The following is a 25,337-nucleotide window of genomic DNA, read 5'->3' on the forward strand; positions in this document are numbered from 1 at the left end:
CACCCGGCGGCGTCCGTCCCGACGCCGTACCAGCCGCCGCTGCCGATGCCGGCCGCGTCGGCGCCCGCGCCGGTGACGCCCGCCGCGGCGCCCGCCCCGGCCCGGTTCTCCCCGCAGACGTTCACCCCGCAGACGTTCACGCCGCAGTCGAGCACGGGCGCGTTCGACGACGAGGTGACCAACATGCTCGCGCAGCGGGCCGACATCGCCCAGCAGGCGCTCGCCGAGCTGAGCCAGCTGTCGAGCTACCGCCCGGCGGTCAGCGGCAGTGGCGCCTCGACGCTGGCACGGCGCACGCCCGGCACCATCCCGGCCGCGCCGGAGATCAAGCTGGCCCCGGCCGGGCAGCGCGTCGAGCGCGACGCGCACCAGGTGCGCTCGCTCCTGTCGAGCTTCCAGTCGGGCACCACCCGTGGCCGTCAGGCCGCACCCGCTGCCGACCAGGCCGCACAGACTCCCGCCGGGGCCCCCGGCGGGTACGAGGACGGTCCGCGCGACGGCCACGGCGAACCCGTGACCACGCCGGACACCGACCTGAACCAGCGGGGCACCTCATGGTGACCGCGCGCACCATCCCCAGCCGCCAGCAGGCCGGCAACCTCGAGGAGGACAAGTGACAGCGCTCAGCTCAGAGGCAGCCAACTTCGGCTGGCTCCTGGACAACTTCGTGAAGACGGTCCCGGGCACGCGGCACACGCTCGTCGTGTCCGCGGACGGGCTTCTCATGGCCATGTCGGAGAACCTGGACCGCACCAGCGGCGACCAGATGGCGGCGATCGTGGCCGGCATGTCGAGCCTCACGCGCGGCGCGGCCCGGCAGCTGCACGCGGGCGACGTCCGTCAGGCGATCATCGAGATGGACGAGCTCTTCGTCTTCCTCATGAGCGTCTCGAACGGCTCGGTGCTGGCGGTCGTCGCCGACGCGACGTGCGACGTCGGTCTGATCGGCTACGAGATGGCGATGCTCGTCTCCCGTACCGAGACGACCCTCACGCCGCAGCTCGTCACCGAGATGCGCGGCCAGCTCCCGGTCAACGGCGCCGTCCGCACCTCGGTCGTGTGAGCGAGCCGATGGCCAATCACCAGGACGACGGCGTCGAGTACGAGGCGCGCACCGTCCGTCCGTACGCGGTCACCGGCGGCCGGGTCCGCGCCGCGAACTCCGACCTGCCCCTCGAGGCCCTCATCGAGGTGCTGCCGGGGGCGGTCAGCAGCCAGGGCCTCCCGCCCGAGAAGCGCGCCATCCTGCAGCACGCCGCCCACACCTTCGTGTCCGTCGCCGAGCTCTCGGCGCTCCTGCGCCTGCCGCTGGGCGTCGTGCGCATCCTCGTGACGGACCTGTCCGAGTCCGGATTCGTCCGGGTCCACACCTCGACGCCGGTCAGTGTTCACACCGGTCAGTCCCCCGCCCTGTCCCTGAGCGTGCTGGAGAGTGTTCTCAATGGCATATCCGCCCTCTGACACCGCCGCTGTGGCCGACCGGACCCCGGTCGGCGGGGGTGTCGCACCTACTGTCGTCAAGATCGTCGTCGCGGGCGGCTTCGCCGTCGGCAAGACGACGTTCATCGGCTCGATCTCCGACATCGAGCCGCTCAACACCGAGGCCGCGATGACGGAGCACTCCGTCGGCGTGGACGACGCCGGTGGCGTGACCGACCGCAAGACGACCACGACGGTCGCCATGGACTTCGGTCGTATCGCGCTCCCCGGCTCCCTCTGGCTCTACCTGTTCGGCACGCCCGGGCAGGACCGGTTCCTGTTCATGTGGGACGACCTGGTGCGCGGCGCCATCGGCGCGGTCGTCCTGGTCGACACCGAGCGGCTCGACCAGTGCTTCCCGGCCGTCGACTACTTCGAGAGCCGCGGCATCCCGTTCGTCGTCGCCGTCAACTGCTTCGACGGCGTCGCGCGGCACCAGCTCGACGACGTGCGCGAGGCCCTCTCGGTCCCGGCGCACGTGCCGCTGATGTACACCGACGCCCGCTCGCGGGCGGCGACCAAGCAGACGCTGATCGCGCTCGTGCAGCTCGCGATGGAGCGGCTGCGCGGCTGAGCACCGTGCCGCGGCCTGCTGGGCTCCACGGAGCTCAGCAGGCCGGCTCGGCGTCGTGCGCGGCGCGGATCTCGACGACGTAGCTCGGGCCCCGCGTGTCGACCTCGTCCAACGGGTCGCTCTGCTCGACGACGAAGACCGCCGGAGCGCCCTCGACCGTGCTCGACCAGCACGCGACCGGGGCGATCACGTCCCGGCGGTCCGGGGTCGGCTCGACGCTGGTCCAACCGCGCTCGAGCAGGACGCCGTCGTAGTGCGGGACGGCCGTGGCGGGGTCCGCCCCGTCGTACATGACGACCGCGGCGGCGGCGCCGTCCGGGCCGCAGTAGGCCGTCCGGTGCTCATGCGCCTCGGTCGTTCCGGGGACAGCCAGGTCGAGCTCCGGGCGCTCGACGAGCACGTCCATGAGCGCCTCGTCGCGCTCGGAGACGCACCCCGGTTCGGACATGAGCAGTGGGATGGCCAGCACCGCCACCACCGCACCGGCCGCGAGGATGCCGAGACCCGTGGCGAGGGCCGGGACCTGACGTCGCACGGGTACCTGCACGGGAGGCGTGGTCATGGCACGAGCATCGCGCCGGTCGCCCGCGGCCGACATCCGACCGAGGTCGGACGGGCCCCGCGCCCGCCTCCACCCGGGACCCGCCGGCGGCTGGCTAGGCTCGGCGCGACGGCAGGCCCGCCAGGGCGCCGAGGACGGACGGAGATGATCTACGCGGACGGCTCCGCGCTCAGCCGGGCGCTGGCGCCGGGCGTCGAGGCGGCCTCGTGGCTCCGGTTCGCCGCGGAGCACGAGTCGGAGATCGTCACCTCGCCGCTCGGGCTCACGGAGCTGCGTCGTGCGGCCGCCCTCGACGGACCCGTCGCCCGCGCGCACGCGCACCGCATCGCGGAGGAGGTGCGGGTGGTGCGCTTCTCCGACAAGGCGCTCGCCGAGGCCGCGGTCATGCCCGCCGTGCTGTCGCCCTTCCAGGCGCTCCACCTCGGCGTCGCCGTCGCGGAACCCGACGTCGACGCGCTCGCGACCTACGACGCCCTGCTCGCGCGGGTCGCGGCGACCTACGCGGTCCACGTCGTCACGCCCGGCCGCCAGGCGACGTGGTGGAAGGCGTGAGCCGGGCGGTGCGCCTCAGGCTCGCAGCGCGGCGAGCAAGGAGACGGTGAGGCCGATGATGACGGCGTTGAAGACGAAGGCGACCAGCACCTGGCCCGTGACGACGCGACGCAGCGCGGTGCCCGCCACCGTGACGTCGCCGGTCCCGAAGGTCGTCGCGACGCTCGTCGCGACGTACAGGTAGTCGGCGAACGTCCGCTCGTCGTCGTCGACGAAGCGCAACGGGCGCGCCGCTCCGTCGCCGTGGTCGCGGCGCAGGTAGTCGAGCGCGAAGGTGAGCACCATGGTCGACCAGGACGCCACGATGAGGACGACGGCCAGCGCCGTCAGGACCCCCGGCGGGAGCGACGAGGGAAGCGCGCCGGCCTGGGGCAGCACGACGACGGCGGCCCCCATGGCCAGGACGGCGACCACGAGCGCCGCCCCGGTGCCGGGCTCCGCGAAGTAGACCCAGCGGTTCACGAACCCACCCACGGGCATGCGCGCGACCGCCCGGTCGAGGACGTCTTGCGGGGCGCCCGCGTAGACGGTGAGGGTGAGCAGCACGTGCACGCCCTGGTACGCCGTGAGGGCGAGCAGCACGGTGTCGGCCACGAGGCCGCTCGGCGGCGTCGGCGCGTCGGCGGGCAGCGTGAGCCCTTGCGCGACCAGCACACCGAGCGCGACGACGAACGCCGCGCCCGAGCGGCGGGTCTCAGGGAGCAGCGCGTCCCTCACGAGGCGTCGAGCGGTGGCGGCGCGGGCGCGCAGCGTGGACATGGGGGACCTTCCGGTGGGGCGCGCGCCGGCCGATCAGGCTGGGCGCACGCGGTCGTGCGGCCGCGCCGGGCGCGGCGGGGCGGCGCGAGCCGCCGGGGGATGGGCTCAGGCTAGCGGCGGGCGCTGGCCGGTCGTGCCGCGCCGGACCCGCGCGCGGCACTGGCACAATGGGCGCCGCACGGGCCCGGTCACGCCGGATCCGTGGGGAGGGCTGGCTGAGCGGCCGAAAGCGACGGTCTTGAAAACCGTTGGTGCGGTGACCCCGCACTCAAGGGTTCGAATCCCTTGCCCTCCGCCGCCGAGGTGTAGGTGCAGGTCACAGGCGTGCAGTGACGTATCAACTGGACCCGGTGCGGCCTGCGCCTAAGACGCCCTGGGGGTCGCCTGGACCGTGATCGCTGCTCCGTGAACTAACAGTGAACTAACGGCCGCACTAACGACCGCCATGGTGTGGTCACACGGGTCTCACCAGCGATCGTCCGGACGAAGCCCAACGGGTGAAACGTCAGGGGCTCCGCCGCCGGCAAATCCGCGTGTGGCGGGCGTGTCCTGCGTGCGCCTACGCGTCGTGTGGGCACGGCTCGATAGCGTAGGTGCGTGTCCGATGCGTTGGTGGCGGTCGCGCCCACGCTGGCGCGTGACCTGGGAGCACGGGGGAGCAGGTCAGCTCTCGCCGGCGCTGACCCGACGGTCGGAGTCAGCAGTGCGGCTGCTGCGATCCTCGCCGCAGTGCCGGCGTGGTGGGCACACCGCGCACGCTCCGCTGGACTCGACGGCGACTGGTTAGACGTCTCGTGGGCTGTTGAAGCAGCCGTACCAGCCGTGCAGCAGGCGACGCCCCTTGTTGGCTTCGCGGCACTGTCAGGCTCGGCGCTCGGGCGCGCCTACGTTGAAGCGCTCGACCCTGCGGTTCGAGCGCGACACGGGCGGCACTACACGCCTGACGACCTCGCCGGACGGCTTTGGGACGCAACGAGGAGGACACTCGGGTTCGGGGTGCGGTCTCAGCCGATGCCAGGACTCGTTCGTGATCCAGCAGCCGGGGGCGGGGCGTTGCTGATCCCCGCGCTGCGTGAGCACCTCGCCGCGACGGCGCGCGCGAACCCTGCCATGTCTCTCGCTGGTCTTACGCAAGCTGTGCACGGAATCGACACAGACCCCGCCGCTGCATGGCTGGCATCCGTGGTGCTCGCTGCTGAGTGCCTCCCGACGATCGCCGAGATCCCAGCACGGCTACGACACCCCGTCCCGCAACTCGTGCATGTCGGCGACGGACTGGCCCCCGCCTCGCTCGCCAGGGTTGCGCTCATGAATCCGCCATACGGCCGGGTGAAGCTGAGCGTCGCGGACCGAAACCGGTGGGACTCCGTCCTCCTCGGACACGCGAACCTCTACGCACTCTTCATGGCACACGGCGCGGAGAGCCTCGAGCGCGACGGGGTGCTCGCTGCGTTGGTCCCGACGTCGTGGACCAGTGGGCTGTACTTCTCCCGGCTGCGCGAGCTCCTTGGGAGCGACCTGACGCTGCGGTCAGTGACCTTCGTCGAGTCTCGCGGGGGCGTGTTCAGCGGGGTCTTGCAGGAGACCTGCCTTGCTGTCTTCTCGAAGCGCAAAGCGCGGTACACGAACATCGCTCTCTCCAACGGTGCGGTGCACCCCGTTGCTCGGGTGCCCGCCCCGCGAGGGAGCGGACCGTGGCTTCTGCCGCGACGCGGCTCTGACGCTCCGGTGGCCGCCGCTGCCGCCTCGATGCCGCTGACGCTTGCTCGCGCGGGGTGGCGCGTCTCGACAGGGCCGCTCGTCTGGAACCGTAGGAAGGACGACCTGCACGCCCGCACCGGGAAGGGGCGCGCGCCGATCCTCTGGGGTGCCGACATCGCGACGGGAGCCGTGCGACGTGATCGAACACGAAACCAGCAGCGTTACCTGAAGATCCGAGACGCAGCCGACCGGCGCACGATGGTCCTGGACACCCCCGCAGTCCTCGTGCAGCGGACGACCGCACCGGAGCAGACCCGCCGACTCGTCGTGGCTGACCTACCCCCTGAGGTTCTCGCCACCTGGGGCGGTGAAATCATCGTCGAGAACCATGTGAACGTCCTTCGGCCTGTCGACCCTGAGCCGATGATCAACCGTGCCACGCTGGCACGCGTGCTAGCGACGACGACCCTCGACCGGGTCATGCGCTCCCTCAGTGGGTCCGTGGCGGTATCCGCGTTTGAGCTGAGCGCACTCCCTTTACCCGACGCGGCGACGCTGCGCGGCTGGTGCGACCTCGAGGGCGAGGCCCTCGAGCGAGCAGTGGCGCGGGCATACGGTGAGCGCAGTGCCTGAGTCGCTCCCACCGCTTGTCGGTGTCGACGAGGTCCTCAGGCGCCTCCAGACGATCTTCCCGCGGGAGGCGTTCGATGCCGCGGTCAGCAACCCGCTCGGGGCGCAGGCGATCACAGCGATGCTGTACGGCGGAGCGGTCATCGCCGACGACGACGTCGTGACGAAGCAGCACACCATCGTGAAGCCGACGACGTGCCTGTGGCTACAGGAGAGCGTCCTCGTAACTCGGACGGCGGACGACGAGCGGCGCGCATGGATTGCCGCGGCCGCCGCGCACTCGAACGCGAAGAAGAAGACTCAGGAACTCGTTGAGTCATGGGACTTGACCTTCCACCCGCCGTACAAGGATGGGACGCGCGAGCCCCTGCGTGACGAGACCTTCGCCGCTTGGCTGGACCGAGGAGCGATCAAGTCACTCCCGGACGTCCAGACCAACTACCCGAACGCGCGGTGGGCACTGACCTCTTCCTTCGCGAGCCTGTTCGACCCAGCTCTCACCGGCCCCGAGCTCGGAACAGCGATAGAGGCGTGGAGGACCGCGCATCTCGGACGGCTGGATCTCGTGCGGGTGCAAACGCTGCGGGACAGAGACCGGGAAGCCCACTCGGTAGAGGTGCGCCTGCCGAACGGGCGCACTCGGCACCTCGAGCCAGGCGACTCGTCGCGTATCCTCAAGGGTGTCATTGAGCAGTGGGCTGCTGAGCGTCTCGCCGACCCCGTCGTCCTGACGATCTCCGAACCCGGCGACAAGGTCTACGTCATCGACGACGCGTTTCTTGCTCGGCTCGGCATCCTCATCGACCAGCGCTCTTTGCTCCCCGACGCGGTCATCATCGATATCGGCGCGGACCCAGCGATGGTGTGGATCGTGGAAGCGGTTGCGTCGGACGGGCCCGTCAACGAGGGCCGACGCGCCGACCTCCTCGCGTGGGCGGTCGATCAGCGGATCGACCCCAACACATGCAGGTTCCTTTCGGCGTTCCTCTCCCGAAACCACTCCGCCGCCCGCCGTAGGTTGAAGGACCTCGCCGTCGGCACCTATGCGTGGTATCTCGATGAGCCCAGCCGCGAACTCTCGTGGCATGAGATCAGCGAGGAGCGCTAGACGTGAGCAACTCTGTTGCGCTTGACGAGTGCGGAACATCTGGAGCCTCGTCACGCTCCAGGGAGGCGAAGGCGGTGCACGTCTGGATGCCCGACCGTCGGTCGCTCTGCGACCGGCGAGCATCGACACCCGGCCGCCTGGAGGAGAAGACCGATGAGGAGTTTGACGGGTGGCTTGCGGAACAGCGCGATGCGCCGGTGTGTGGATCATGTCTCCTCTTGGTCTCGCGCCTACGGCGACAGGCGAGCGCTATCCTCCAGCAGGCGGCTGGTCGTGTGTGGCCTGAGCGCCCAACGCAGGCATGGGCACAGTTGCGCGACACCCGCTGGGCAGGCGAGGTCGACCTCGAGGTCTTCCTCTCTCGCGACGACCTCGACCAGAGGATCAAGTTCGACGCGGTCAACTACGAGGTTGACCGCGGGTCCGTCCAGAGCCTCGTCGACGAGCGCGACCGGTACTTCGCCGACCTCGTACGGTGGCGAGCGGAACGCAGGGCTGAGGACCCCATCAGCGACTAGTCGATGGCGTGCGGTCAGCGATGCCGGGACTTTCCACGCTCGTTACGGGGTCGCGGTGCCCGTGAGCAGCGGCAGCCAGTGCTCCTGCGCCGATGTTGTCCGCGCCTCGATCCACAGCACCACCGGTGTCGCGTCGCCCGTGAGCGCCATGTAGAGCACGAGCGCAAGAAGCGCCCTGCGGACAAGCTTCCGCGGTCCCATCTCGATGACCGCCTCAACGGCGTCCGCCCATCCCATGTCCGTGACGATCGCACGGCCCACCGACAAGCCACGGGCTCCACCCTCTGGACCGAACGCCTGTTCTATCGTGTCACGGATGAGTGAGGTCGACGGGGCGCGTGGGATGCCTGTCCGAGTGGCGGTGCCGGGTGGGTGCGGGTTCCACCGCCGGCCTGCCCCGCTTGCGGTCAGGCGTGGGAGCGCAACGGTCCACGGCGACCGGGTGAGCACTCGCTGGGTTGCACCTGCACCGCCGAGCGGCGCCACACCGCGTGGGTGTGCGGCGGCTGTGGAACGTGGGCTGCCTGCAGAAGCCGGGTTGCGGAGGACTGCAGCGGCTCCGGTGCGCGGGCGCGGGCGACGTTAGTGGCCCGCTCTCCGTTGAGCACGCGACGTTAGCGGCCGTCGGGGTCGATAACTCCCGGCATGAGCACCGCACACCTGACTCCCGTCCCCGCGACCTCGGACCGCGCTGCGACCGAGGACCCCCTCGCTGGTCTCGACTACGAGCTCGCCGAGGGCTGGGAGCACCCCTGATCGTGGCGACGGCCCCGCGTGGCATGACCGCTACCTCCGCCGACCCTGGCCCACGGCGCCGCCTGCAACGATGCGGACCCGGTGCCGGATGCGGGGGCGAGGGTCCTCGCCAGGGTCACCAGCTCGGAGGAACCGTGTGCCCTCGGCGAGGGCGTCCACGTGGGCGGCGCTCACGCGGTGTAGAACGCGACGTGCGACCTGGACGCGGTGCGCGAGGATGAGGACGCGCGGATCTGTTGAACGTGCCAGCGTTCCCTCGGCGAGCTTCCGCTCAAGGTCAGCGAGCGTGACCCCGTGGACCCTGAACCGTTGGGCGATCATCATCAGCTGTACCGACGAGGGCCCCTGTCGTAGTGCTGCGGCGTCGTTAAGAACTTCCTGGCCGATCGCGTCTACCTCTTCAAGCATCTGCCGGACGGTGGCACCCATGTCAGCCTCCTCTGTGAGGGGGTGCCGCGGGTGACACCCTCTACCTACTAGCGGCTCAGCGGTCGTTTCGACACCGCGACCTCGCTGACGCAGGCGCCCGCACCTGCCGTTACGGGCTCACCGTCAACCGTTCGACGCCGTCGCACGACGTCCGCCCTGCCCAGTGCGGGCGCCTTGTTCTTCGACGACCACGACGCGCATGACCCCCTTGCGCGGGTGGCCATGACCCCGATGGCCCCACGATGACGAGCCGTGGGCGGCACATCTCCGCAGGTCAGGGGCCCGCGCACCCCTCAAACCACGCCAGCCTTCACGATCGGCGCCTCCACCTACCGTCGACGGCAGGGGGCCCCACGAGCGGCCTCCAAAGCGGAGGAGGCAGGCGTGTGTGTAGGTCGTCAGCAGCGGGTGGGCGTCGGTGTCCTGCGCACGCCCGGAGGCACGCCGCGCGGCACGACGCGCTAAGCGACAGGCAGCAGCAGTAGCGGGCGACAGCGGCGGCACGGCACCGGTCGACCCCCTCGACGTGCCACGTGACGCGACCGCCGGTGAGCTCGTCGCACTCGGGCTCCTGCAGGCCGCCTACAACGGCATCGCCCGCCCGACCGCGCTCCAGCGGGCTCGGGTCGCTCGCGCCGTCGCACGTGTCCGAGGGACCCCACGTGAGCTCGCCGCAGCTGAGGCTGCTGTCGAGGCAGGCCAGCGCCCACCACGCACCGAGGCGCAGCGGGCGCGTGAACGGCTCCGTCGGGCCCTCTCGACGATGCCGGCCGGCCAGCGGCTCGAGATCGCCCAGGGGGACACCACGGCATCGGTGGCGTACGCCCAGCGCGGCACCGAAAGTTGGTACGAGCTGCGCGACGGTGACGACCTGGTGCTCGCCGACGTCGAGGTCGACACCGAATGGCCAGGTGACCGAGCGCGTGGCGTCCGCCGCGTCCTCGCCGCCCTCGACGCGCACCAAGCGGCCAGACGTGGATGACCGCGACGTCGAGCCGGGGTACCACGACGAGCTCCGCGACCTCGCCGACGAGCTCGTCGCCCTCTACGACACCACCTACCCCGGTGGCCTCACCGTCGGGCCACTGGACCCGACCACCCGCGTGCACCAGGCCGTCGCACGGGTGCGCCTGCTCACTGGCCTACCGCCTGCCTGAGGGCCTCAGGCCCCGCGGCCCTCTGGAGCAGCGCGTCCACGGTTGCCGTTACGGCGCGGTCCTCGTCGGCTGCAGACATGTGCGCGCCGGGGTTGTCCGCCGACCAGACTCCACGGAAGGTGGTGAGCAGCCCGTCCAGTCGGATCGCGCACTCGGCTTCGGTCTGCCCAAGCCCGCGTGCCATCCGAGCGAGTTCCGCTGGGTGGTTCGCGGTCATGCGGTCGATCACCCCCCGAGCGCGGGCGGCATTCGCAGCAGCACGCTCCGCCAAGCTGACCGGCTCGCTCTGCTCCTTAGCGCTGTCCCTTGCTGGCGTCCCGGTGATCGTCCCGGCTTGACGTGCGCGGATCTCGGCCGGTGGCGGGCAGTAGTAGGTGTTGGCCTTGCCGAGGTTCTTGCCGGATTCGACGACAACGAGCGCGTGACCAGCGACCAGGCGCGCCAACGCGTCCTCGACGCCGCGCCCGCCGTTGAGTTCATCCTTGATGTCCTGGATGTAGAGCCCGCGGCCGAGAGTGGTGGTACGTGGCCCTCCGGGGTGCGTGGCGGAGTACTGGCGGGGCTGACCGTCGCGGTTCACGCCCTCCTTGGCATGCGAGAGAACGACGTACAGGACGGCCATGTCCGTGATGTTGAACCGCGCGTAGGGCGAGATCGCGTCGAGATCGGCGAACGTTCGTGCGCGCTCCTCGGTGAGCCGCTGCTCGGCGGCGGCGATCCGCTCAGGGTCGTTGGATCGCTTGGCGTCCGTCAGTGTTTTGCTTGCTGCGGTGAGGCGCTTGTTGATCGCGGCGATCTCCGCGCGCCTGTCACGGATGGCTTCCTTGTGTGCATTGACGGCTTCTGCTCGCATGTTCCAACCCATCGGGGTGGTATCCTTTCAAGTGGCGAATGATGTTTGAACTGGGCCCCGTGGACTTCCCGGAACGCGGGGCTCAGTGCTGTTCTGGGTCAACGACGACCTTTGATGATGTTGTTGACGTTCTGCCGGGTGGTCCCGAGCCATGCCGCGATTTCGACCTGGTTGCGCCCTTCGGCTGCGACGTCGCGGAGGGTGTCGGCGAATGCCTCGCGGTCGGCCGCGCGGTTCTCGAGGGCGTGGAGGACGCGTTCGGCGTGCCGACGGCGGGCGTCGTTGTCGCGGTCGATCATCGTCAGGATTCGTTCGGTGCGGGCCATCGGCCTTCCCTCCAGTCGCACAAGCGTTCGGTCTCTATGAGCCTACGTGCTGGCATATACACCCTGTCCATGCACGGGCCTACTGGCCGGCGGGGCCGTGAGCGGGGCGCGGTCGACTGGTGGTGAGGGGGTACGCGAATGCCGCGGACCCTCGCTGGACCGGCGGCCATCCCGACGCGCAGGCGGGTGTCACCCATGACACCCGGGGTACGCAGATAACGCGTACCGGGTACGCATATGACGCGTACCTGGTACGCAGGAAACGCGGACCGGGTACGCACGAAACGCGGAAGTCTTTGTCTTGGGTTGTCTCCCGTTGACTGAAGTTGACTACAGAACGTTGCCGGCGGCTCCGCCGACCGGGGCCCGCCGCCCCGAGTGACAGTCCACCAAGGCAGCAGCCTCACCACCGAGCACTAAACAAAAATGCGAAAAGCGGCTTTGGACGGTAGGCGGATGGTGCGACACGCTGTCGACTAACGTTATCCGAGTCGGCACTTGGCGCTCCGATCTCGAAACGAAAGCAAAACGTGACGATGAAAGACCCGGCGAGCGTCAGTCGCGGCCGATCTCCGACGCGTCCGCCCTCGCCCGCCGGGTCACGTCGGGCAGCCGCGTCACTGGCCCGCTGGCGGTGGCGTGCACCCCGCCGGTCAGCGCGCGGTACTGCACCTGCGCGCCGGGGCTCGAGCTGGCGTAGGCGCTGAGGGCGTCGGTGATGACCTGCGTCATCGTCACCCCCTCGAGTTCCGCTTTCGCCCGAGCGCGCGCGAGCACCCGGGGAGCCAACCGCCACGCCGCCATCGCGACCCGCGCCTCTGGGGCGGGCAGTTCATCGGGGACCGCACCGGCGCCCTTACGCCCGTGGGCGGCTTGTAGGCGGGCGTGGCGCCGCGCGACCCCGAGTGCCTCGGCGTCAGACACCGGTGCCCCGTACGGCCGCGTGGCTGGGTCGAGCGGTGCGAGCTCGCCGGGGAGGGGCGGCGTCGCGGGGTCCTGGGCGTCGGCCATGAGCCCAGCGTAGGACAGGGCGTCTAGACCCACCGGGTTAGAACCGCAGGCTGCTGCTGTCGGGGCCCGTGCTTGCGGCTAGACGGGCGCACGCTCTAAGCGGTTCTGGGACCACGGCACGGCGTCACCGTCCGCCGGTGCCCTCGGCAGGGTTTGTCGTCCTGGGGTGCCCTCCTGAGGCTGTGGTGGGCGCTCTGACGCAGGGACGCGGTATGCGGAGCGGGGCAGGGCGGGGGCTGGATCTCTGACGGGTCGCGGCGATGCCCCGTCGCGCAACAGCCCCCTCCGCCCCTGGGCATAGAAGAGGCGGCCTTGACCAACAGGGCCGCCTCTCGTGCAGATGGGCAGAGCGGTGGTCTCACCAAATGACGCCGCCGACCAACTGGTCTTCGTTGAGGTCGATGACGCGCCCCCGCCGCCACGTGGCCGACAGGTCAGGCTTCTCGGCTGGCACCGGGATGCCCGCGGGCGAACTGCGTGGGAGCTGGCGCGTCCATTGCTCGGGGCCGCGGAGGCCAGCGCGTCCGGGGAGCCACTGCTGCAGCCGGATCAAGCCATCCGCCGACGCTGTGACGCCGCCGGCCGCCGGTGGGGCCCACTGGACACCGAGGCGGGTGCACGCGTCCATGACCCGCCGCGCGGTCGCCTGGGACTTGATGTGCCACACCTGTCCCATGCCCGCGTTCGCGTACGCAGCGATGACCTCCTGGTAGTCGCGCACCTCCTTCACGGCCCGTTCGAGCTCGACGGCCCAGACCCCACCGTCAGGTGCGACGGCACCCATGTCCGGGGGGTGCACGCCTGGGCGGCCGGGGATGTCGACCGCCCAGAAGCGCTCGGTGACGCGGTCCGGTGCGATGGTCGACCGCTGCTCGCGGGAGCGAACCTCACGCTCCGCGACCACGTCGAAGCCGTGCTGGCGGTACCAGCACGCAAGGTCGACAACCCCGAGGGCGTGGTGGGCCATCTGCCGGGAGTGGCGCGCGACCGGGAGGGTCACGGGTGTGTCGTAGCCGGTCACCTGCCACTCGCCGCCGTAGCCCGCGCCCGCAGACGTCGTCGTCCACACGGTGCACACCGTCTCGCGGACCGCGCCGTCGGCACCGCGAAGGGCGGCGGTCACCAACATCGACTTGACCGCGCCCCGGCCGGCGAGCGCCGCGAGTCGGCGCTTGATCGTGTGCGGGGAGGCGCCAGTCCACGCGACGACGTGGTGGGGGCGAGCCATGCCGAACCGCAGCAGGAGCCGCAGGATCTCGGTGTCGAGCGCGCTGAGGGTCCGGTGCCGGGTGCTCGATGGTCGGCGGGACGGGGGGCCTGGGTGTACGAGTTGTCTAGACATGACGTCGACGCTATGTCGTGGCATACACACCGCTCTGCACACCTAGTTGCACAGTGGGAGGCCCCCTAGCGTGCACTCCAGGCGTGTACGCCGGTGTGCACGGTTTTGAGCACGACTCGCGCTCGCGAGGCCAGCGGAAACTCCCCCCCTTTCGTTGTGGTGGTGTGGGGTGTGGGGGCGGGGGTCTGTTGTTGCCGGGTGGGTCGGGTCGGATCGGGTCGGTCCGGGGCGCCGGCCGGCGTGGTCTGGGGTGCTGCCGCGATGCCGGCGCAAAGCCACAGCCGTCGTTGGGAAGCGTGGTGGCGGTGGTCGCCTTGGGTGGGGGCGCCGGCCAGCTCCCAGCGGGGCAGCTTGTTGATGCCGGCGGCAAGCCCAAGTGTGAGTTGGTCCGTCGCGTCGGGGTCGCCGGTTCGCTCCTGCGGGACACCCACGCTGCGCGCCCTGACGGGCGCTGGCTGTGCCCCTCCGGTGCTCCCGGCTCGTGGTGCCTAGGGTCAGAGACCCGGACCGTGCCGGTCCGTCCGAGCCGGGACGGGGGTGCGTGGTCGGGCCGTGGGGCGCTCGGGGGGCTCGGGGCCGCGCGGGCCGGGGGTTCGGGTTCACCGTGCCGTCGTGCCACCGAGCCACCGAGCCACCGATCCACCGAGCCGTCGCCCCGCCAAGCCCGTGCCCCGCCGTCGGACCGTCGTGCCGTCGGACCGTCTTGACGGGCTGCCGTCGGACCGTCGTGCCGTCGTGCCGTATGTCCACACGCGGATCAGACGGGGGCCGCCTGTGGCACCCTCCCCGGCCTGCCGAGCACACCGCTGGCGAGGGGTGCGCTCCACCGGACACCCGGCGCGGATCGCCCCTGTGGGGCAGTCAGTCCTCGCCCCACCAGCCGGCACCGGACGCGGCCGACGGGGCGGAGTGGTCCGCCCCGGCCTGTCCCACCGGACCGGTCCCGGCGCGGGCTTCGCGGTCCCCCGTGGTCCGGTCCGCTTCCGTCTTGGTGGTCCGTGCGGGGCGCCCCGGTGCACGCCGCCGCGCCTCGATGCCCTCGAGGCTCGCCCGCCGCCACACTGCCCCACCGTTGATGCGCCCGTCAGGCCGGGGCACCCACGACGTACCCGCGTGGAGGTGCCCCCGGAGGGTGGACGCGGAGATCCCGAGGCGCGTCGCGAGCTCGGGCAGCGTGACGATCTGCGTAAGGGGGTCGGGGCATTCGGGCGTGGCACGGGGCGAGGTCTCGGTCATGTGGCCAGCCTACCTGCTAACTCAAACACACGTGTCGGAGTTAGGGAGTAGAGTAAACCTAGACACAAACGTTTGAGTTAAGGAGAAGCTGTGAGCACCACCACCATCGACCAGCCCGCCCGCCCTGCGACCCGCCTCCGTGCAGACGGTCGCGTCGTGGTCTACGCCGTAGTGGCCCTCGTCGCAGCCCTCGGTCTCACCAGCCTCCTCGCCAGCTTCCAGGGCCTCCTCACCGTCGCCGAGTGGGCGCTCCTCCCCGCGAACCTCCGCTGGACGGTTCCAGCGTCCCTCGACGGCGCGATCCTCGTGTACACCGGCGTTGCTCTCGTCCGCCGTGACCGTGGAGAGTCGACGCGCCTCGCTTGGACCGCCGTGGCGGCGGGCACGGCGCTGAGCGCAGCCGCCAACGCGGCCCACGTCCTCGCCGACGGTGCCGTCCTCGACCCGACGTGGCTCCGTACCGTCGGAGCGGGCGTCGCGGCCCTCGCGCCGATTCTGGCCGCTTGTGCGGTCCACGCCCTCGCTGACCTCGCGGTGGCCCCGCCGGTGCGCCGTGGGGCACGCCGGACCGCGCCAGCGTCCGCCCGCCGCCCCGCCCCGGCCATCGCTGCGACCCAGGTGCCTACCGCCCCGTCCACCCCGGCGTGTCCCGCGGCGGACCGTGGCACAGCTCCCGCTCGCGCGGTGCTCGCACCTGCACCTGCACGCCCTGCGGCTGCCTCGGTGGACCGCAGCGCCCTGCGTGCCGAGGCGCTGCGGCTCGCCGCAGAGGGCCGCTCGCAGCGGGCCATCGCGGACACGCTCGGGGCCTCGAAGAGCAGCGTCGCGCGGTGGCTCGCCTCGGAGACCGAGGCCGCACCAGTGGGGGCGTAGGGCTCCCACCGACGGCGGGGCCGTATAGGCCGTCACCTAGAGTTGTCTAGACAGCACACGAGCGAAGGAGCACACGATGGCCCGCCCTCTGACCCCCGCAGAGACCGCCGACCTTGCCGCCGCGACGGCCACGGTCACCCGCCTCACCAACGCTCTCGAGGCAGCGCGCACCGCCCGCGCCGTGGCCCTCGCCGAGCTGCGCGATGACGGCGTCCCCGCGCAGCACCTCGCCGATGCCGCCGGCCTCCCGACGACGACCAGCGACCGCGCCGTCGCCGTCGGCCGACGCGCTCTCCTCGCCGCCTGACCGCACCCGGCCCCACCAGGGCCACGCACGACCCCGCACTACCCGCCCCACCCACCACCTCAGGGGGCACCAGGAAAGACCAAACCCCTGAGAGGTGGACCCATGATCCCGACACACCGACCCCGGCCCCGCAGCTCCCTCCGTGGCGACGCGGGTATCACGCTCATCGAGGTGCTCGTTGCGGTGGTCCTCGCGGGCATCCTTGCTGGCGTCGGGCTCACTCTCGTGCGTGGCGCCACGGTCCACCAGGACGAAGTCACGCGCCGCGCGGACGTGTGGAACCAGTTTCGGGCGACCAGCGGAATCCTGAACCGTGACGTGACGGACGCGACGTCTGTGAGGGTCGCTGAACCTGACGCCCTAACTCTCGCCGTCGTGCGTGACGGCGCATGCCAGCTCCGTGCGTACGCGGTCACCCCGGACCGAACCCTCGACGTGACGACGACGTACTTCGAGCGCGAGGCATGCTCCGGTGCGTCAGAAGCGTCGACCAAGACGCTCATCGACCTGATCACAGGCACGGAGAACTTCCTGTACTTCAACGCCACCGACCGGGAAATCCCGTCGCCGGTAGAGCACCGACGCAACATCAAGCGCATCGAATGGGACCTGCACGCACAACACGAGCAGTGGACCGAAGACATCGACGTCCGCTCCGCCGCGGCGTTCAACGGCATCGGCGAGGCGTTCGGCACGGGCGTCGAGGTCATCCAGGCCCAAGCCCCGTCCCTCTCGCTGGACTACTCCGGGTTCGTGGAAGGTGTCGGCAACCCGGTCCTGCGTTGGTCGGCGGGTTCCCCACAGCAGGCAGAGCTGGTCGCGTCGTGGTCGATCTTCCGTTCCACCGCGCCCGAAGGCTCAAAGTCGGGCTCGTGGACGCAGGTCCACTGGGTTGGTGACCCAGCGACCCTCACATGGACGGACAGCACCGTTCAGCACGGGCATACGGCCACGTACTCCGTCCAAGCGAACCTTCGCGATGGGGGCATCGGCCCAACGTCGAACGCGGTCGTCACCGGTCGCCGGCCGTCCCCCGCACCCGTCCCCACGGTCACAGGCCGCGAGCAGGACGTTCGGCTCGTGTGGACTGCGGCAGTGGGTGCGACCGCGTACGACATCTACCGTGACGGTGCCCTCGCCGCCCGCCTCGGTGCCGTGACGGAGTGGACCGACTCGACCGGGTACGGGCACAGCCACACGTACCGAGTCGTTCCGGTGAACCGGTGGGAGCAGAAGCACACCACTGGCACCGAAGAAGGCCGCCTGCCCGTCGGGGACCCGGTCGGGCGCGCGTTCACTGGTGGTGCCGCGCGTGTCGCCTCCGCGGAGCGCCCCGGGTACTCCGCACCAGCCGCCCCGACGGTCACTGCGACACCGACCACCGCCGCTTGGACGAACGTCGTCGCCCGCACGTTCGCGGGCTGGACGGGCGCTGGCCCCACGACAATCGGCGGGATCTCACGTGACCGTGGTTGGGTCACCGAGCACGCCACCCTGCACGGCACCTTCACGCCCCTATGGGCTGAGGCGACCGCCGCCGAGCAAACCCACGGGGCACGCACCGCTGGAGCCACAACCCGGTACCGCATTCGGGCGTGCAACCCGAGTGGCTGCTCACCGTGGTCCGCCGAGACGAGCGCCCTGCAGCGCCCGCCAACACCCACAGCATGCGTCGCCACTGCGGCGACGACGCGGTCGATGACCGTCACAGTCGTACCGGCCGCTGCCGAGGTCACCAACGCCGGGTACCGCCTCACCTCGACGCACGGGGCGGCAACGGGCACGGGGACCCAGGCGGGGCCGACGTTCTCCGTCGACCAACTGGGCCACAGCACGACGCACGGCTACACCGTGTGGGCGCAGAACGAGTCACCGGCAAGCGGAGGGTGGTCCGACCCGCGCACGTGCACGGGTACGACCCTCGAACTCGGCGTCGCGGTCACAGGTGTGAGCTCGTCCACGCGCAGGATCGACGCGACCATGTCCACCGTCCGTGGGTCGAGCTCGACGCTCACACTCGAAGGCATCAGCACCCACAACAACGTCGCGTCGGCGTTCTGGGACCCGCTGACGCACAACTCGGCGTTCACCGTCACGGCATCGAACACGGACGGCTACAACAACGTCGTCGCACAGGCCAGCGTCTCAACCAAGGTCCTCGCGACCCCATCCGCACCCACAGCCTCGATCTCTGGTGGCGGTGAGGTTCCGAACGGGACCGCGACCGTAAGTGCGAACGGGGGTAGCGGAACGAAGCAGGTCCGCCTCGGAACCGGAGGCACGGTCTACACCGCCGGCTCACAGTCGTACTCGGGCCTTGGGGCCGGGTCGTACTACGGGTACGCACGGGCGTACAACAGCGACGGGCACAACACCGTCTTCACTGGATGGGACAGCGCTGGCCCGATCACCGTCACCGCACCACCGCCCGCACCCTCGTGCCTCGCGGGCGGGTCGTACTACCAGAACACCGCCGCTGGGCGAACGAACCTCGTGGCCTACCCGTGCGCCGTCAAGGGAGTCGTGCGCTACGGAGCGAACGTCCAATACAAGAGCTCCGAAGACGGCGAGATTTACCCCACCGGCGCCAACTACTCGAGCTCCCTGGGGTGGATCGATGGCACGTGGGGCGGGCACAGCGACTGGGTCCGCATCCAGATGAGGAGCATCTCTGCTACCGGCGCCATGTCGGCCTACTCCGGCTGGTTCACCGTCAGCGAGCGACAGTAAGGACGCGACGAAGGCCCCGACGAGTTGGCTCGTCGGGGCCTTCGTTTCCTATCGGGTCAGCCAGCCGTGACGTCGATGATGACCCAAGCGGCGGGGTTCGCCTGGCCGGCGACGTACGCCTCGGCCGCAGCCATCGTGACCGCGCGGTCTGACGACGGCTCGTCGAGGAGGCGCTGACGCTCAGAGACGAACGCCTGGTAACGCCAGCCGTAGACGCCGAAGCTCGGGTACACGACCACAGCGGTGCGCCCAAGGCGCGCGACAGCGGAGCGGGCCTCGGCGGCCGCTGCCGCTGCCGCCGGGTTCGGGCCGGTCTTGTCCGCTGGCTCGTGCGCGACCACGGCAGCAAGAGGTGCTTCGATCTCCGCCTCGACCTGCGCCGGGAGCGGCTGACCGTCCACGACGGTGACGAGCGTGCCGTCTGCCATCGGGTACGCACGGACACCCTCGGGGAGGGTCTCAGCGACCTCAGCGGTGATGACGTCACCAGCGACCGGTGCGGGTGCAGGTGCAGGTGCGGCCTCGACGACGGGCGCCTCGGTCTCGGCTGGCGTCTCGTTGGGCCCGTCTGCGACCGCCGATGCTGGGGCGGTCGGTGCGGGGGTGGCCGGGGTGGCGCCGCAGCCGGTGAGGGCGAGCGCGGCGGCGATGGTTAGGGCCGCGGCGGCGATTCGGATGGTGCTCATGTCATACGCTCCTTTGTCTTTGTCTCAATCATCTAGTACATAGCCTACCGAACGTTTGTTCGATGTCTAGACCATGCGGTATCGCACATGTCCCGCAATAGCCGTTCGTGCGGCGGCAATGGGCACACCTCTGAAAAAGTTCACCCGTTCGGGTGAAAGGACTCGCGGGATTTCAGTGTCCTTGAGATGAGCCCTCAGAAGTATTGTGCTAGACGGTCTTGACGTGTCACATAGGACGCGTACCGTGGTGTGCATGAGCCCCCCCGTCACCCCATCCGCGATCCCCGCCGGCACACCGCTCCCCGAGGCCCTGGACGCAGTCCTGGACGCGGCCACAGCCGTTGATGACCCGGTCGCCCGTACGGCGGCGCTGGTGGCGCTCACGGACGCTCTGAACGGCCCTCAGGGCCTCGCGCATCGCACGCGCGTCGCGCTCACCCAGACCCTCCGTGAGCGCGTCGCGGCCGGGTCCACGCAAAGTTCCCTCGCCACCGAGCTCGGGCTGACCAGGCAGCGCCTCAGCCAGTTGGTCACCCGTGACGACCCGCGCCGTCGCCGCCTCGAGCCAGCGGCGCAGCGTGTCCTGGTCGCGGCGCTCCGTGCACGGCACGCCGCCGGCGCCACCTTGGTCGAGCTCGCCGAAGAGTGCGGGGTCACGAGGCAGACCGTGGCGCGATGGCTCGCCCATGGGGACGACGAAGGGCGGCGTAGCTCGCGGTTCGCAGACGACTGGGATGCCCCGATCATCATCACGCCCGAGCACCAGGTGCCCACTGACGCGTGACGTGTCGTGCCCCTGTGGGTGACACCCCTCACGTGCATGGGCATGAAGAGGGCCGGTCACTAGCTGAGTGGTGACGGGCCCTTCTCGCTGGCTCACCGGAGCAGGTCCACGAGCTCCCAGCTCTCACCCGGCAGTGCCTCCTGGAGGGCCTCGGCGTCCTCACGGGCGCCCTCCGCGCTGTCCCACCAGAGGGCACGGCGGGGGAACTCGTCGAGTGCGTCGGCAACCGCCGCGGGGTACGTGACCGCAAACTCGTCGCAGGCGCCCTCGACGACGACGACCACGCGACGGCCAGCGGTCTCGACGGCGGCGACGCGCTCCGTGAGGGCGTCGTGCCACGCGCCGACTGCGTGGTCACTCCCGGCGGGCGGTGTGCCGACCGCCGCCGCGAGGTCGTCGAGGACCGCAGCAGGTAGAGCGGCGGCCGGGTCCACGGCGATTCGCGCCCCCGTGCTCGCTACGTACACGCCGGTCGCCGCGGGGTGGTCGAGCTCGGCAGGGAAGCTGTACCGGGGCGGGGGCGGCTCGAGCGCGCCGGCGAGTGCGGCGAGCCCGAGGATCACGGCGAGAGCCAGCGCGCCGAGCGCACTGGTGAGAAGGAGCACCTGGCGTGTGAGGGGCATGATCAGGTCCTTTCCGAGGGTCTCAGTCAGTGGAGTCGTCGGCTCGCGTTGGCTCGGCCACCATCGAGCAGCTGGCTCACGCGCTGCTGGGAGACGCCCAGGGCGGCCGCGAGTTCGGTCTCGGTGACGCCGCCTCGGGCGTAGACGGCGGCGACCGTTTCGGAGAGGAGAGCGGCCGCGCGGCGTGCGGCCGCTTCGGCGGCGGTGCGTGCGCGGAGGGCGTCGGTGAGGGCGGCTTGGTCTGCGGGTGTGAGAGGCATTTCGGGGTCCTTTCCGTAGGTCGTTTGCGTCGACCGTACGTCCGGAGTACTAGTACGCCTAGTAATGCCCCTGGAAAGCGAGTGAAGTGCGTCACAAGAAAGTCCGCGGCCATTCGCGCTCCGCGTTTGGTGCAACGGCAAAGCCGATCGGCGTCACGACCTACCGTCGACCGCAGGGGACCCCACCCCGAAGGGGTCGCGAGGGAGGCCGTCATGTGTGAGGCGAAGCCAGGTACCAGGTGCGCCAGCGACACTCGAGACGGCGCGCGGGCCGCACACCAGTGCTACACCCGGCGCTACCCCGGCGGCCCGCCTGTCGACCCCCTGAACTCGGCTGCGGCCGGGTGGGCACGTGCGACCGTCGAAGGGCCACCACCGCCGCTGACGCGCGCGGCGGCGTACACGCACCCCGACCCAGTCGTCAGGGCTTTCGCCACCCGCCACCCCGGGGCGTACTGGGCGGATGACCCTGAGCCGGCACCTGCTCGCGCCGGTGCGCGGCGCACACCGGTGCCGACGTCGCGGCCCGCACAGCAGACCAAGCGGGGGCGTGGGCGCCGGGGGCTGCGTGTGGTGCGCCGCGTCTGGCGGGCGTGGCGCAGGATCGACCGCCGGCTGGACCGCGCGACGGACAAGCTCTGGCGCTGAGGCCGGACTGCCGTGGGGGTCATGCCCCCGCGCGCGTGCCCCCCCTTGCGCACTGGGCCATGCCTCGTCGTGGGGCGGTTCGTGGGCGGATCGTTCGCACCGAAACCGCCCGCGGGTGCGTCTGGGCTAGCAGGTAGCGTCGAGGACCCTGGTCGGGGATGCCTCTCCCCGACCGGACCGGCGGTCTAGTCAACAGCCGGGGTTCTGTGCGGGTAGGTCGCGGGTCGTGGCGAAGTGGTGCCCCACGACCCGCACACCCACGTCTGTGACCGAGGCGCCTACTGGGCGAGAAGGTCCGCCACCGCGGTGTCCGGACTCAGAGTGAGCACGTCCTCTGCCCACCCCGCGAGGATTACGGACCCGTCCTCAGGGAAACCGGCACGAGTGGTCAACCACGCCGCGAACTCTGCCACCGACTCACGGGTACCTCGAAGACCGAAGCCCTCGCCGTCGCCTAAGAAGCCGACGTCGAGCAGGAGTTGCCCGTCGGCCGCCTGTCGCTGCAGTGTGGACGTGGACTCGAACCAGTCAGCGTCGTCCCATGCCGCCAAGGCGTCCGCAGCCACTGTGTCGAAGGAGAAGCGGTAGTCGCCATCCACGCCGATCAAGTAGTCGCTCACCCGTTCAGCCTTCCATGAGCCGGACGTAGCCGGGGATGTTCAACGCGCGCATGCGCGCCTCAATGAAGCTAGCCGCAGCGGGGTGGTTCGTTGTGATCTCGATGACGCCGTTGCCTCCGTGGACCCGTGCAGCCGCCGCCATGTTGTCGAGACGTCGATCCATGTCGAGGATGGCGAGCCGCTCAAGCGACGGCTTGCCCATCGAGTCGGGGAGATAGAACGAGCTGTTCGCCGAGGAGACAAACTTTGCGTCCCCGATCGCTCCGTACGCCGGTGTGAATCCGTCGGGGTAGACCATCTGGAACTTCCCCCGTGCACCCACGATGTTCTCAAGAGCGATGCCGCGTTCACTCTCGCCGTACACGGCGCGCTGGTAGGCGCCTGCGGCACCGCCCGCCCTCAGGTGGCTTGCGGGGAGTTCCTCGTATCGAGCGGCCGCGGCAGCCTGCGCCTGTGCGTCCAACGGCTGGAGCGTCGTGCCGTTCGCGAGGTCGATCGGGTCGCGACGCAGGAAGGCGGCCGGAGTGACCGCCCCGGTGTCGTCAGCCCAGTTGATCGTGCGGACCTGGTCACTGATCGCCCTTGGGTTCGCAGCCGCGTGCCTCACGCCGGCGCCGAGTAGCGCCCCTCCGAACGCGCCAGGGCCGAAGGTTAGCGCGGTCTCTCCTGCATCCCACGCGGCCTGCGCGGGTGTGACCGTTTCGAGGTAGTTGCGCGTTGCCGTTCCCGGGTCCTCGGTGAAAGTCGCCGCGCCGTGGGCGTGCTCGAGGCCGAAACTCGCGACACCAGCGGCACCGAAGGCCACGCCGATCGAGCCGCCGGACGCGGCGACGATCGCTGCGAACGCGGCGGTGACGAGGATCTGCTGCCAGGGGTCGAGGCCGTGCCACCAGTCGCCGGCGGACCGCAGGGCGTCGCTGAGCGGTGCGTCCGGTCGTGGCAGGAACGCGCTGAGGGCCTGGAGTGCCACACGCAGCTCGGTGTCGGCTTCGCTGACCGCCCTGTTCGCTTCGGCGACGACAGCGTTCGCCTCGATGAGCTTGCTGTACTGGTTTCCTGCCGTGAGGTTCGTGCGGTAGTCGTCGATCGCGCCTTGGGCCTGCCCGTGCGCCCATCGCACGACCGCGGCGTAGGTTTCCATTGCGCCGGCGGCGGCTGCGAGCGCGTCCGAGCACCCGAGGAGAACCTTGTGCAGTCCGTCGCGGGCGGTGTCGTAGTTGTCCGCTGACTCGCCGACCCACGACGGGATGGTCGCGCCTGCGAGGAGGGGCGCGATGGTCGCGTCGAGCTGGACGGCGATCCCGCGGAGGTCGGCTGCGTCGTCGTCGATCAGCTCAGGGCGTGCGGCACGGATCAACTGGGATCCGCGCTCAGCGGTCTGCACGGTCGGGCGAGGGACCCCGCCTCGGCTCACGGCTGCACCCTCAGACCACGCATCGCCTGCCACGCGAGGTCGTCACTGTGCTGGTAGGCCGCCTGTGACGCCTCAAGAGCGTCACCGGCGCCAGCGAGCACCTCGGTGAGCGAGGACAGCGCGAGCGTCCACCGTCCAGAGAACGAGTCGAGGGCGCGCGCGAGCTCAGGGCTGACCGCGTGCCGGTAACCGCCGAGGGAGTCGAGGACGCGGCGGTGCTCGTCCGCGAGGTGGTCACTAGCTTCACGCCAACGATTCCGCGCCATCTGCATCGACAAGAAGTCGACCTGCACATGACCACCACTGCCCGTGCCACTCATCGCGCCCCCCGGTGCTTCACTGACGTGCCCGTCCGAGGGTAGGGGCCCGCATCGCCCGTGTGACCGTTATGCACAGGCATCACCCGATCGGGTGCACATGCACGATTTGATCAGCGGCCTTGGCCGCGTTCCACCGCGTCGACCACGGCAACCGCGACGTCGACCGCCCATGCTGCGGAGAGGGGGTCGATCGCGCCCTCGTCGGCAGCGTGACGGAATGCCTCGGTCAGCGCAGCCACGGAGGTGTTGGCCGTGCTCTCTGGGAGGTGGCCGGCGGACGCGGTGTGGGCGATCCGCGCCGAGCGCACGGCGGATCGAGCGGCCGAAATGGCAGCAGGGGCGTTCCGGAGGTGCAGCATCTCGGTCGCGGCGGCTACGGCGTCGCGTGCCGCGTCGAGCGCGCCCGCCGCGAGGCCGAGGTCGACCTCCTCAGGGGACACGGAAACCTCCGGTGGGAGCGTCGACGCGGTGCGGCGGGAGCATCACGGCCACAACGGTGCCACCGCTGCTCGCCCTCGAGCGCCTATCCACAGGGGGGCGGTCCGTGACGGGCCCTGCCGGTACACCGGCACCATGCAACCCCACCCCGCCCCCGACGCCGCCCGCACCCTGGTCCTCGAGCTCACCGACGCGGAGGCGGCCTCACTCCTCAACGTGCTAACGACGCACGAGGTCGCAGCCCACGACGAGCGCCACCAGTACCCCGACGACCTGGTCCGTGCGGCCCGTCTCGACGCCGAGGAGGCCCTCGTCGACCGGGTTCACGCCGCCCTCGACGCCCACGTCAGCCCACCCGTACGGCTGGGGTTGCCCGAGCAGCAGGTCGTCCGGCTGCCCCGCACCCGCCAGGTCCTCGCCGGCCCCGGTGCCCTCACCGCCGCCACCGCACACGACGCGCTCCTCGCCGCCGGTCAGTCTGAGCGGGAGGCATGGGAGACGGCGGCGCGGGAGGTCGCCAGAGAGCTCTCGCAGGCGGTCCTCGCCGACCTTCGGGGCCGGCAGACCCGGCCGCTCGCGCGGCTCCAGCGAGCGCTCCTACGGGAGGCGGCAGCGCACAGTGGGGACCTCTGGGACTGACG

General features: G+C 70.7%; 28 protein-coding genes, 1 tRNA gene and 2 pseudogenes. 17 read left to right on the forward strand and 14 right to left on the reverse strand.

Going from position 1 to position 25,337, the window contains the following annotated elements:
• The 4 genes and pseudogenes from IDM29_RS01335 to IDM29_RS01350 form a co-directional block, all read left to right on the forward strand.
• A pseudogene (locus tag IDM29_RS01335) lies at positions 1 to 561 on the forward strand (hypothetical protein); the annotation flags it as partial.
• Positions 562 to 613: 52 nt separating this feature from the next.
• Positions 614 to 1,063, forward strand: a complete 450-nt coding sequence (locus IDM29_RS01340; protein ID WP_182112759.1) for a roadblock/LC7 domain-containing protein — start codon at positions 614 to 616, stop codon at positions 1,061 to 1,063.
• Positions 1,064 to 1,071: 8 nt separating this feature from the next.
• Positions 1,072 to 1,461 carry a DUF742 domain-containing protein gene (locus IDM29_RS01345; RefSeq protein WP_182112760.1) on the forward strand — a complete coding sequence of 130 codons (390 nt, stop codon included), beginning with the start codon at positions 1,072 to 1,074 and terminating at the stop codon, positions 1,459 to 1,461.
• Positions 1,442 to 2,053 carry an ATP/GTP-binding protein gene (locus IDM29_RS01350; RefSeq protein ID WP_182112761.1) on the forward strand — a complete coding sequence of 204 codons (612 nt, stop codon included), beginning with the start codon at positions 1,442 to 1,444 and terminating at the stop codon, positions 2,051 to 2,053. Before IDM29_RS01345 ends, IDM29_RS01350 begins: the two co-directional genes overlap by 20 nt.
• Before the next feature lie 34 nt (positions 2,054 to 2,087).
• Here the strand turns inward: IDM29_RS01350 and IDM29_RS01355 are convergent, their stop codons facing one another.
• Positions 2,088 to 2,615, reverse strand: coding sequence for a hypothetical protein (locus IDM29_RS01355; RefSeq protein WP_188037074.1), 528 nt, complete (start codon positions 2,613 to 2,615; stop codon positions 2,088 to 2,090).
• Between the two features lie 144 nt (positions 2,616 to 2,759).
• Between IDM29_RS01355 and IDM29_RS01360 the strand changes: the two genes are divergently transcribed.
• Positions 2,760 to 3,167 carry a PIN domain-containing protein gene (locus IDM29_RS01360; RefSeq protein WP_188037075.1) on the forward strand — a complete coding sequence of 136 codons (408 nt, stop codon included), beginning with the start codon at positions 2,760 to 2,762 and terminating at the stop codon, positions 3,165 to 3,167.
• Between the two features lie 15 nt (positions 3,168 to 3,182).
• On the opposite strand, the gene IDM29_RS01365 is transcribed toward IDM29_RS01360, so the two are convergent.
• Positions 3,183 to 3,926, reverse strand: coding sequence for a DUF1345 domain-containing protein (locus IDM29_RS01365; protein ID WP_188037076.1), 744 nt, complete (start codon positions 3,924 to 3,926; stop codon positions 3,183 to 3,185).
• A gap of 205 nt (positions 3,927 to 4,131) precedes the next feature.
• Here IDM29_RS01365 and IDM29_RS01370 point away from each other — a divergent pair.
• From IDM29_RS01370 to IDM29_RS01385, 4 genes are all read left to right on the forward strand, one after another.
• Positions 4,132 to 4,221 (forward strand) — tRNA-Ser (locus tag IDM29_RS01370).
• Positions 4,222 to 4,523: 302 nt separating this feature from the next.
• Entirely contained in the window at positions 4,524 to 6,260 is a 1,737-nt protein-coding gene (locus tag IDM29_RS17570) for an Eco57I restriction-modification methylase domain-containing protein (RefSeq protein ID WP_188037077.1), read from the forward strand.
• Complete coding sequence (locus IDM29_RS01380; RefSeq protein WP_223147837.1) at positions 6,253 to 7,365, forward strand: BsuBI/PstI family type II restriction endonuclease; 1,113 nt, start codon at positions 6,253 to 6,255, stop codon at positions 7,363 to 7,365. The genes IDM29_RS17570 and IDM29_RS01380 overlap by 8 nt, the downstream gene beginning before the upstream one ends.
• A gap of 2 nt (positions 7,366 to 7,367) precedes the next feature.
• Positions 7,368 to 7,883 (forward strand): hypothetical protein, encoded by a 516-nt coding sequence (locus IDM29_RS01385; protein ID WP_188037078.1) that lies wholly within the window; start codon positions 7,368 to 7,370, stop codon positions 7,881 to 7,883.
• 42 nt (positions 7,884 to 7,925) lie between these two features.
• Here the strand turns inward: IDM29_RS01385 and IDM29_RS01390 are convergent, their stop codons facing one another.
• Complete coding sequence (locus IDM29_RS01390) at positions 7,926 to 8,120, reverse strand: hypothetical protein (protein WP_188037079.1); 195 nt, start codon at positions 8,118 to 8,120, stop codon at positions 7,926 to 7,928.
• 1,711 nt (positions 8,121 to 9,831) lie between these two features.
• Between IDM29_RS01390 and IDM29_RS01395 the strand changes: the two genes are divergently transcribed.
• Positions 9,832 to 10,050, forward strand: coding sequence for a hypothetical protein (locus IDM29_RS01395; RefSeq protein ID WP_188037080.1), 219 nt, complete (start codon positions 9,832 to 9,834; stop codon positions 10,048 to 10,050).
• Positions 10,043 to 10,225, forward strand: a complete 183-nt coding sequence (locus tag IDM29_RS01400; RefSeq protein WP_188037081.1) for a hypothetical protein — start codon at positions 10,043 to 10,045, stop codon at positions 10,223 to 10,225. Before IDM29_RS01395 ends, IDM29_RS01400 begins: the two co-directional genes overlap by 8 nt.
• On the opposite strand, the gene IDM29_RS01405 is transcribed toward IDM29_RS01400, so the two are convergent.
• The 4 genes from IDM29_RS01405 to IDM29_RS01420 all read right to left on the reverse strand — a co-directional run bounded on the left by IDM29_RS01405 (position 10,203) and on the right by IDM29_RS01420 (position 13,484).
• On the reverse strand, positions 10,203 to 11,090 hold the full coding sequence (locus IDM29_RS01405) for a hypothetical protein (protein WP_188037082.1): 888 nt from the start codon (positions 11,088 to 11,090) through the stop codon (positions 10,203 to 10,205). The genes IDM29_RS01400 and IDM29_RS01405 overlap by 23 nt on opposite strands.
• A gap of 86 nt (positions 11,091 to 11,176) precedes the next feature.
• The gene (locus tag IDM29_RS01410) at positions 11,177 to 11,404 is read right to left on the reverse strand and encodes a hypothetical protein (RefSeq protein ID WP_188037083.1); all 228 of its coding nucleotides are present in this window, start codon (positions 11,402 to 11,404) and stop codon (positions 11,177 to 11,179) included.
• A gap of 555 nt (positions 11,405 to 11,959) precedes the next feature.
• The gene (locus IDM29_RS01415; protein ID WP_188037084.1) at positions 11,960 to 12,415 is read right to left on the reverse strand and encodes a hypothetical protein; all 456 of its coding nucleotides are present in this window, start codon (positions 12,413 to 12,415) and stop codon (positions 11,960 to 11,962) included.
• Between the two features lie 358 nt (positions 12,416 to 12,773).
• A complete protein-coding gene (locus IDM29_RS01420) occupies positions 12,774 to 13,484 on the reverse strand; it encodes a hypothetical protein (RefSeq protein ID WP_188037085.1) in 711 nt (236 codons plus the stop codon).
• A gap of 1,680 nt (positions 13,485 to 15,164) precedes the next feature.
• Here IDM29_RS01420 and IDM29_RS17765 point away from each other — a divergent pair.
• The 4 genes and pseudogenes from IDM29_RS17765 to IDM29_RS01435 all read left to right on the forward strand — a co-directional run.
• Positions 15,165 to 15,518, forward strand: a pseudogene (locus IDM29_RS17765) (DUF2637 domain-containing protein); the annotation flags it as partial.
• A gap of 198 nt (positions 15,519 to 15,716) precedes the next feature.
• Complete coding sequence (locus IDM29_RS17135) at positions 15,717 to 15,866, forward strand: helix-turn-helix domain-containing protein (RefSeq protein ID WP_309232656.1); 150 nt, start codon at positions 15,717 to 15,719, stop codon at positions 15,864 to 15,866.
• Positions 15,867 to 15,942: 76 nt separating this feature from the next.
• Complete coding sequence (locus tag IDM29_RS01430) at positions 15,943 to 16,173, forward strand: hypothetical protein (protein ID WP_188037087.1); 231 nt, start codon at positions 15,943 to 15,945, stop codon at positions 16,171 to 16,173.
• Between the two features lie 102 nt (positions 16,174 to 16,275).
• Positions 16,276 to 18,903 (forward strand): prepilin-type N-terminal cleavage/methylation domain-containing protein, encoded by a 2,628-nt coding sequence (locus tag IDM29_RS01435; protein ID WP_188037088.1) that lies wholly within the window; start codon positions 16,276 to 16,278, stop codon positions 18,901 to 18,903.
• Positions 18,904 to 18,959: 56 nt separating this feature from the next.
• Here the strand turns inward: IDM29_RS01435 and IDM29_RS01440 are convergent, their stop codons facing one another.
• Positions 18,960 to 19,589: a hypothetical protein gene (locus IDM29_RS01440; protein WP_188037089.1), complete on the reverse strand. Its 630-nt coding sequence runs from the start codon at positions 19,587 to 19,589 to the stop codon at positions 18,960 to 18,962.
• A 253-nt stretch (positions 19,590 to 19,842) separates the two neighbouring features.
• Between IDM29_RS01440 and IDM29_RS01445 the strand changes: the two genes are divergently transcribed.
• Positions 19,843 to 20,373 (forward strand): helix-turn-helix domain-containing protein, encoded by a 531-nt coding sequence (locus IDM29_RS01445; protein ID WP_188037090.1) that lies wholly within the window; start codon positions 19,843 to 19,845, stop codon positions 20,371 to 20,373.
• Between the two features lie 92 nt (positions 20,374 to 20,465).
• Here IDM29_RS01445 and IDM29_RS01450 read toward each other — a convergent pair whose 3' ends face one another.
• The 6 genes from IDM29_RS01450 to IDM29_RS01475 all read right to left on the reverse strand — a co-directional run bounded on the left by IDM29_RS01450 (position 20,466) and on the right by IDM29_RS01475 (position 24,698).
• The gene (locus IDM29_RS01450; RefSeq protein ID WP_188037091.1) at positions 20,466 to 20,996 is read right to left on the reverse strand and encodes a hypothetical protein; all 531 of its coding nucleotides are present in this window, start codon (positions 20,994 to 20,996) and stop codon (positions 20,466 to 20,468) included.
• A 26-nt stretch (positions 20,997 to 21,022) separates the two neighbouring features.
• On the reverse strand, positions 21,023 to 21,256 hold the full coding sequence (locus tag IDM29_RS01455) for a hypothetical protein (RefSeq protein WP_188037092.1): 234 nt from the start codon (positions 21,254 to 21,256) through the stop codon (positions 21,023 to 21,025).
• A 926-nt stretch (positions 21,257 to 22,182) separates the two neighbouring features.
• Complete coding sequence (locus IDM29_RS01460; RefSeq protein WP_188037093.1) at positions 22,183 to 22,524, reverse strand: hypothetical protein; 342 nt, start codon at positions 22,522 to 22,524, stop codon at positions 22,183 to 22,185.
• 4 nt (positions 22,525 to 22,528) lie between these two features.
• Positions 22,529 to 23,971 (reverse strand): putative T7SS-secreted protein, encoded by a 1,443-nt coding sequence (locus IDM29_RS01465; protein ID WP_375372391.1) that lies wholly within the window; start codon positions 23,969 to 23,971, stop codon positions 22,529 to 22,531.
• Positions 23,935 to 24,231 carry a hypothetical protein gene (locus IDM29_RS01470; protein ID WP_188037095.1) on the reverse strand — a complete coding sequence of 99 codons (297 nt, stop codon included), beginning with the start codon at positions 24,229 to 24,231 and terminating at the stop codon, positions 23,935 to 23,937. Before IDM29_RS01470 ends, IDM29_RS01465 begins: the two co-directional genes overlap by 37 nt.
• 137 nt (positions 24,232 to 24,368) lie before the next feature.
• Positions 24,369 to 24,698: a hypothetical protein gene (locus tag IDM29_RS01475; protein ID WP_188037096.1), complete on the reverse strand. Its 330-nt coding sequence runs from the start codon at positions 24,696 to 24,698 to the stop codon at positions 24,369 to 24,371.
• 133 nt (positions 24,699 to 24,831) lie between these two features.
• Here IDM29_RS01475 and IDM29_RS01480 point away from each other — a divergent pair, with 133 nt between their 5' ends.
• Positions 24,832 to 25,335: a hypothetical protein gene (locus IDM29_RS01480; protein ID WP_188037097.1), complete on the forward strand. Its 504-nt coding sequence runs from the start codon at positions 24,832 to 24,834 to the stop codon at positions 25,333 to 25,335.
• Positions 25,336 to 25,337: the final 2 nt, after the last annotated feature.

Source organism: Actinotalea sp. JY-7885, assembly GCF_014525465.1.
Taxonomy (GTDB): Bacteria; Actinomycetota; Actinomycetes; order Actinomycetales; family Cellulomonadaceae; genus Actinotalea.